The organism is Vibrio sp. 03_296 (genome assembly GCF_002265885.1).
The window spans coordinates 1-7,534 of the sequence record NZ_NPKW01000100.1 but is presented as its reverse complement, the minus strand read 5'-3'; the positions used below and the strand labels follow the sequence as shown (position 1 = coordinate 7,534).

Sequence of the window (7,534 nt, the reverse complement as noted above, 5' to 3'; positions counted from 1 at the left end):
CATTCTCACCCGTCCGCCGACTCGCCACCCGAGAAACAAGTTTCTCTGTGCTGCCGCTCGACTTGCATGTGTTAGGCCTGCCGCCAGCGTTCAATCTGAGCCATGATCAAACTCTTCAATTAAAAGTTTTTTGAAGCTTTCGCTTCGGCTCAATGAATACTGAATAAATTGACTGTGCCGATACTTAGTATCGTTTTGGTCACTCAGTTCATTGATAAATCTTTTGGATTATCATCAACGAGTGCCCACACAGATTGATAGGTTTAAATTTTTAAAGAGCTTCTAACTTTCTTAGTGGCTTTGCCACCATCTCGTTAGGGGTGCGTATATTACAACGCTTTATTTGAGAGTCAAGCGTTTTTTCAAACTTTCTTTCATCTCTTTCCTGACTTACTTTGTGATGTTTGTCTCACTCCGTGTCAGTGAGGCGGCATTATAAGGAGTTCTTTCCAGTGCGCAATACTTTTTTTTGAATTTAATTTCGTTCGGTCAACAAAGCATCAAATTGGTCTTTTTTGCATATATTTTCAGCACATTTGACCCTCATCACACCATTACGTTGGAAAAAGACTAAGCATAAACTTAAGATTTGTGTGTCTATTTTGTTAATAGGCATTCATTTTTGTCTGTACCCTAATGTAGTAATCCAATATGACGTTTAAAAAAGTTATTGCGAGTGCCGCTCTGGCCATTTTGGGTGGTTTCATTTTCTCGCAGCTCGATATTTCTCCAGCCATCAGTTTTGTTATTGGTGTTGTACTTACAACTTTACTTATCTCTTTTTTTCCACACACGCCAACGCTTACTGTTACTGATAGTGACTCTTCGCTTCCAACCAAAACACTTTATGTGGGCAACCTTCCCTATAAAGCGAACGAAACTCATGTTCGCGAACTGTTTGCACAACACGGCCAAGTTTATGGTGTACGTTTGATGAAAGATAAGCGTACGGGTAAAAGAAGAGGCTTTGGGTTTGTCGTGATGGCCAGTGGGGATGCTGAAAATGCTATCAATGCACTTAATGAAAAGGAGTATGCGCAACGTACGTTGAAAGTTCGCATTGCAAATGAAATGAAACACTCTATAGAGGATAAAGTTCTATAGCGTTAAAACCCATCGTTTGTAGTGACCCATTCAGCGCAGCTTCATCCCAAGGCTGCGCTGTGCTAAAGATGCGCCACGGTGTCTTAGTACTTTGTGGTGATAATTGATGGAGGAGGCTCTGCACGCGACGAGCAATCGCTTCTCCAGAATCAACCAAAATAATCTCATCACCCAGTACTTGCTGTATTTCTTCTTTTAGCAGTGGAAAATGGGTACATCCTAGTACCGCCACGTCCACTTTGTGTTTCATCGGTTTGAGTATCATTGCCAGCTCTTGCTGATCTACTTGACGCCCTCTTAGTTTCTCTTCGGCGATGTCCACCAAGCGAGTCGAACCAAGTAACTCGACTTCTTTCTCATGCGCGAAATCACGAATGAGATCGTGTGTGTATTGACGAGTCACCGTTGCTGGCGTTGCAATTAAACCCACCGCTCGATTCGCCAAAAGAGAAGCTGGTTTGATCGCAGGCACGACACCAACAACGGGAATAGGCAACTTCGCTCTTAAGGTGGGGAGCACAATGGTGCTGGCGGTGTTGCAGGCAATAACAACAAGGTCTATCGCAAATTGCTGTGTCATTTTGACCACCAGCGCTTCCACTCTAGCCAGTAAGGTTTCTTGCGATAGTTCCCCATAGGGATAGGCTTGGTTATCAAACAAATAGTAGTAGTTCACTTCAGGCAGTCGTTTGTTGATTTCCTGAAAAACCGACAACCCGCCAACACCGGAATCAAAAATCAATACATTCGGCTGATTTGAACTTTCCACTCTGATAAACCTACTTAGAATAAAACGACCAAATCATACTCTCTCATGCTGATTTAGCAACGTTGCGTTATACCTTTGATAGGTGAATCGTCCATCGGTTTCTTGTACCGTCAACTGCAAACGTATTTCACCCGCAAAACCCGGCGCTTTAACCACAAGGGTATGGAACTCCCCATTCTCGCCACAAGGGTCAACATCAGCCGGAAGCGACGCCAACAGCTCATTATTATACCAGCGCCCACACCAATCAGGCTTGAGCGTATTTCCATCCGTCGTAACGAGTATTGTTTTAATCCCTCGAGCAATAATTTCGTGGGCCAGATCGAGACTCGACTCCCCTAACAGCGGAAAAACACACTCCCATCCAGCAGGCTCAATATAGCTACGTCGGTAATCGGCAATACCGTTGCAAAACATATCACCAAAGGCGATGGCATCAAGATTGATTGAAGAGGCTTGCAGTGCACGAACTATTGTTTGTTGATACACCTCGTTTGACGGAAAAACTTGGGGCAAAGCAATTTTAATCAGCGGCAAGTTGAGCAGTTGAGCCTGCATCTCAACCACTGCTAATGGGGTGGCCTGAAAAGGGACCTCATTATCTACGTATGTCGTATAAAGACCGACGACTTGATAGTCAGGGTTTTCCATTAACCTTAGTAAGGTCAACGTGGAATCTTTGCCACTTGACCAACTGATAACAACCTTCTTTTTCATCACGCCCTCTGAAAAATAAAACCGCCCGAAGGCGGCTTTGAACATTAGAAACGGTAATTGACCGTTGCAAACCAATTTCGGCCTTCACCTACGTAGTATTTGCCACCCGAGCTATGTGCGGTTTGATACTCTTTGTCGAACAGGTTGCCGACTCTGGCACCTAGCGTTAATGCTTCTGTGATCTTGTAGTTAGCACTTATATCCAACAGGGTATAGGCATCCATCGTTTTGCCCGTGCTATCTTTGCGATCACCCACGTAATTCGCAACGGCAGAAAGCCCAAAGCGATCCGCCGAATAGGTCGACACCCAACTGAAGTTTTCGCGCGCTCTGCGGATCAAAAGGCTATCGTCTGATTTATCTCGAGGATCTTTCCATTCTGCAGAAACACGATGTTCAATCACACCTGTCTCGAACAATGCTTCAATTTCAATGCCTTCAATTTTCGCATTATCAATATTCGAAGGGGTCCAAGCACCTCCAGGCCCAGTAGGAGCCCAATCGATCATATCTTCAATTTCGTTTCTGTATGCTGAAACATCAATTTGCACAAAAGGCAAATAGCTGCGAATCCCTACTTCTGACGACTTTGAGGTTTCTGGCTTCAAATTTGGATTACCTGAACCTGGCCAATATAGATCGTTAAATGTTGGAGCTTTAAAACCTGTGCCCGTTGAAGCTATAAACTCAACATAATCAGATGGAGCAATGCCTAAGCCTAGATTCCAAGTGTTGTGTTTACCAAATGCGCTATCATCGTCAGAGCGAATACTTGCTTCAGCAGTAACGATGTTCTTAGAGAAATGAGCCGTAACATATGCGGCTTTATTGTCTTTTTCCGTTTTGCTGTAATTCGTGGCATTCGCGCCGCCTTGGCGTGCATTCTCTTGATCATAATCCACGCCAGCCGCTAACGTGAGTGCAGGCACAACAACCCAATGGTTCAGCCACGAGACTGAATTTCGGCTGGAGAAAAGCGCGGTTTTAGCAACCATACCGCTGGCGACACCATCCCACGATTCATTATCACTACGTGACACCATCAACTGAGAAGAATAGTTGTCTTTATGGAAATTTAATGAACCAGCAATGCTATAAAAATCAGTATTGCTCTCATTCTTCACACCTGAAAACTGGTTTGCGTATTCAACATCTGAACTCAGCTGATAACCATTAAACTGAACAGACCAAGCGTCGTTGATCTCATGACGAAGTGAGCCAAACAAAGTTTGAGATTGATAACCGTGACTGTCATCACTTGGTGCAACTTCATTGACTCGATAGCCATCACTTTTCTCATCTGAAAAGACAAAAGAAGCCTGAGTTGAATCATTTAACTCTCCTGAAGATCGCCATGCCAATGATGAATGGTCATCATTGCCATAACCCAAGTTCGCGTCATGCTTAGTTTGGCGGTTTGCTGGGATAGTCTTGATATGAATGACGCCACCAATAGCATCTGAACCATAAATTGCCGCTCGAGGCCCACGCACCACTTCAATCTGTTCAATAGCGAAAGCTGGGATTAAGCCTAACTCAGCACCACCGGCTGTTGCTGAGTTAATTTTGACGCCATCAACGAGCACTAAAGTGTGTTTTGATGAAGTACCACGTAAAAAGAGGCTGCTGATTTGCCCTTTACCACCTTGACTATTTACCTCCACACCGGGAAGTGTTTTCAAGATATCAAGAGCAGTGGTCACGTTCAGTTGCTCGATTTCAGCCTTCGTCACCACGCTAATCGACGCTAAAACGGAAGATTCAACTTGCTCAAAGCGGTTGGCTGTCACGACAACAGTGTCATCGGTTTGCACTTCTTGAGCGTGTAAATAAGAGATAGGGGTAAACAGCGATGCCATGGCGATCGCTAAAAGAGACTTTTGCATTTTGTAATCCTAAATCGCGTAAATCCTACCGAGCATGAAGATAAGGCTTCCAGTGTTTGCTCAGTTGCTGGCAGGTATTCGGACTCAAGAGCTGTTAACCTACTTGCCTGACTTCCCACACGATTCCATCGTGCAGTGTCTGATTAAGCTTTCGTTCTCTATTACCGCTGCGCGTCAGTTCCGGATTCACACCGGATTCCCTATTCAGCCATCTATACTTCTAGATAGCACCAGCTTGAAGCGCATACTATTAAGCGATTGATTATTTGTCCAGTTAGAATTCGCATAAGCTATATTTTTACACGGCAGTCTTTATCAATTTCCCCTTGGCACTGGACAATGAACAGGGATTGAATAAAATCTGCGCTCTTTATCTCTAAAGCACCCGAAAGGTATTAATTCATGGCGACTCTTGATGTAAACCCACAACGCTATCAGCAACAGTTAGCAGAAAAAGTGCAACGCTTAACCGATATGTTCGCACCTTATCAAGCCCCTGAGCTGGAAGTGTTTGAGTCTCCAGATCAGCACTACCGCATGCGCGCTGAGTTCCGCGTTTGGCATGAAGGGGAAGAGATGTACTACATCATGTTCAACCAAGAGACGCGTGAAAAATACCGTGTTGACCAGTTTCCGGCAGCAAGCCGCTTGATCAACGATCTCATGCCTTTATTGATTGATGCGATGAAAGACAATGAATCACTGCGTCGTAAACTGTTCCAAGTCGATTTCCTTTCCACTCTAAGCGGCGAGATTCTGGTGTCTCTGCTTTACCATCGCCAATTGGACGATGCGTGGATTGAAAATGCCAAAGCCTTAAAACAGCGCCTGAATGACGAAGGTTTTAACCTCAACTTGATTGGTCGCGCTCGTAAAATGAAGATCGTCCTGGACCGTGATTACGTGGTCGAAAAGCTCGACGTCAACGGCAAGCCTTACATCTACCAGCAAGTGGAAAATAGCTTTACTCAACCGAACGGCAAAGTCGCGGAGAAAATGTTGGAGTGGGCGGTCGATTGCACCCAAGAAAGCCAAGGCGATTTATTGGAGCTCTACTGTGGTAACGGCAATTTCTCCCTTGCGCTGGCGCAAAACTTTGAGCGCGTTCTGGCCACAGAATTGGCAAAACCGTCGGTGGAATCGGCGCAATACAATATTGCTGCGAACAAGATTGAGAATGTGCAAATCATCCGCATGTCAGCGGAAGAGTTTACCGAAGCCATGGAAGGGAAGCGTGAGTTCCGTCGTCTGAAAGACAATGGTATCGATCTCAAGAGCTATAACTGCAATACCATTTTTGTCGATCCACCACGCTCAGGCATGGATATCGGCACTTGTAAAATGGTGCAAGGTTATGAGCGTATCCTGTACATTTCTTGTAACCCTGAGACATTAAAAGAGAACTTGGACATTCTGAGCGAAACACACCACATCACTCGCTTTGCTCTGTTCGATCAGTTCCCATACACCCACCACATGGAAGCGGGTGTCATGCTAGAGCGTAAAGCCTAAGCAGTATCAAACAAAAACGAGCCGTGAATGGCTCGTTTTTTTCGCTCTAAAATCGTACTAATCGGCACTTGGGCGACGAATGTATCCCAGCTTACTGCCAATCCACGCCAACAGCAGTAACACCACCATGATCGCGAAGAAGTTCGAGCCCGCTTCAGGATGCTGAGCTTTAATAAAGGCCGAGTGACCAAACGCCCCGACAAAAAAGCACGCCAGTCCAACCAAAGGAATCTCTTCCGACACGGGATGATTGAGATACTCGCGGTAGAGTGCCTGCACAGCCAGCACTAAGGCAATAATAGGGAAAATGGAGAAAGAGACTTCGCTCATGGTCAGCCAAGAAAGGATAGCATCGCCACACATTCCCGTGATCAACGCCAATACCAGAGTCTTCCTTTCCGAACTGCGATTCACGTTATTTTCAGTATCATTAGACATTATTCTATCTCACCTTTTAATCGGTTACGTTCACGTTCCTTGCGATACCAGTACGCACCTTTGGCGACCATTCGCAACTGCATAATCAGACGCTCGGCCAGCTCATCACGCTCGCGTCGGTCTAAGTCTAAAGCTTCTGCACCGGAACTAAAGACCAGAATCACCGACGCTTCAGCCTGCGCCAACGCTTCTTCTCGGTTCATTCCTGTGCTAATTAAATACTCAGTGAGCTCTGCAGCGAAGTGCTGCATTTCGCGAACCACAGCGGCACGAAATTCAGCCGAGGTTCCAGAGCGTTCTCTTAACAATAGGCGAAATACGTTGGGGCTACTTTCGATAAACTCCATAAAGGTTTCCACCGAAGTGCGGATCACGCTGCCTTCTTTGACGATGCGCTGACGTGCTTGGCGCATCAATTGACGTAACAGCAAACCACCTTCATCCACCATGGTTAAACCTAACTCATCCATATCTTTAAAATGGCGATAGAACGAGGTAGGCGCAATGCCCGCTTCTCTGGCCACTTCTCGCAAGCTGAGATTGGAAAAACTGCGATCAGCACTCAATTGGCTAAATGCCGCGTCAATCAAAGAACGACGCGTTTTCTCTTTCTGCTGTGCGCGAATACCCATTGATTTCATTATGATGTTTGCTCTTATCTTAAATTGGCTTTCGGCCGTTACTATAGCGCGAATCACTGCTAGCGATAAGCGATGATGCGCCTTGGCGAGCACGTTACTACTGGCCAAGGCGGTTATGCAATCTTTTGTGCTCAATTTGTCGACATTCGCCATGCCATTGATTGGTTTTCGTGAAATGTGCGTGATCACTTCCACTCTCTGCCGTGCCTGCTGTTTACCTGCTGGTATAATCAGTTAAAATCTCGCTAAAGCAATGTTAAGCAAATATAACAAGGAATGAAATCATGGCGCATGCGAATCACTTCGATGTGATTGTTATCGGGAGCGGCCCTGGCGGTGAAGGGGCAGCAATGGGTTTAACCAAAGCTGGCCTGAAAGTCGCAGTGGTGGAAAAAGAGAGCAGCGTTGGCGGCGGTTGTACTCACTGGGGCACCATTCCATCCAAAGCACTGCGCCATGCGGTTAGC

Annotated in this window: 8 protein-coding genes, 1 rRNA gene and 1 riboswitch; of the genes, 3 read left to right on the top strand and 6 right to left on the bottom strand. The window is 45.7% G+C overall.

The annotated features are described in order from the left end of the window. Positions 1–122: ribosomal RNA gene (locus CIK04_RS12285) — 16S ribosomal RNA — on the bottom strand; the annotation flags it as partial. A gap of 529 nt (positions 123–651) precedes the next feature. Here CIK04_RS12285 and CIK04_RS12280 point away from each other — a divergent pair. Continuing rightward, on the top strand, positions 652–1,104 hold the full coding sequence (locus CIK04_RS12280) for an RNA-binding protein (protein WP_039541753.1): 453 nt from the start codon (positions 652–654) through the stop codon (positions 1,102–1,104). Here the strand turns inward: CIK04_RS12280 and murI are convergent. From murI to CIK04_RS12265, 3 genes are read right to left on the bottom strand one after another with little or no spacing between them, the layout of a single operon-like run. Next, positions 1,082–1,873, bottom strand: coding sequence for a glutamate racemase (murI, locus tag CIK04_RS12275; protein ID WP_017420371.1), 792 nt, complete (start codon positions 1,871–1,873; stop codon positions 1,082–1,084). The genes CIK04_RS12280 and murI overlap by 23 nt on opposite strands. A gap of 33 nt (positions 1,874–1,906) precedes the next feature. Then, positions 1,907–2,590 carry an adenine nucleotide alpha hydrolase gene (locus CIK04_RS12270; RefSeq protein WP_170937812.1) on the bottom strand — a complete coding sequence of 228 codons (684 nt, stop codon included), beginning with the start codon at positions 2,588–2,590 and terminating at the stop codon, positions 1,907–1,909. Positions 2,591–2,634: 44 nt separating this feature from the next. After that, positions 2,635–4,476 (bottom strand): TonB-dependent receptor, encoded by a 1,842-nt coding sequence (locus tag CIK04_RS12265; RefSeq protein WP_088428164.1) that lies wholly within the window; start codon positions 4,474–4,476, stop codon positions 2,635–2,637. Positions 4,477–4,527: 51 nt separating this feature from the next. Further along, positions 4,528–4,726, bottom strand: a riboswitch (cobalamin riboswitch). 152 nt (positions 4,727–4,878) lie between these two features. Here CIK04_RS12265 and trmA point away from each other — a divergent pair. Then, positions 4,879–5,988 carry a tRNA (uridine(54)-C5)-methyltransferase TrmA gene (gene trmA, locus CIK04_RS12260; RefSeq protein ID WP_097353615.1) on the top strand — a complete coding sequence of 370 codons (1,110 nt, stop codon included), beginning with the start codon at positions 4,879–4,881 and terminating at the stop codon, positions 5,986–5,988. Positions 5,989–6,045: 57 nt separating this feature from the next. Here trmA and CIK04_RS12255 read toward each other — a convergent pair whose 3' ends face one another. After that, entirely contained in the window at positions 6,046–6,426 is a 381-nt protein-coding gene (locus CIK04_RS12255) for a YijD family membrane protein (RefSeq protein WP_011149135.1), read from the bottom strand. Further along, the gene (fabR, locus tag CIK04_RS12250; protein WP_026050301.1) at positions 6,426–7,067 is read right to left on the bottom strand and encodes an HTH-type transcriptional repressor FabR; all 642 of its coding nucleotides are present in this window, start codon (positions 7,065–7,067) and stop codon (positions 6,426–6,428) included. Before fabR ends, CIK04_RS12255 begins: the two co-directional genes overlap by 1 nt. 284 nt (positions 7,068–7,351) lie before the next feature. Here fabR and CIK04_RS12245 point away from each other — a divergent pair. Beyond that, the coding region (locus CIK04_RS12245) for an FAD-dependent oxidoreductase (protein WP_128824615.1) at positions 7,352–7,534 on the top strand (183 nt) is incomplete at its 3' end.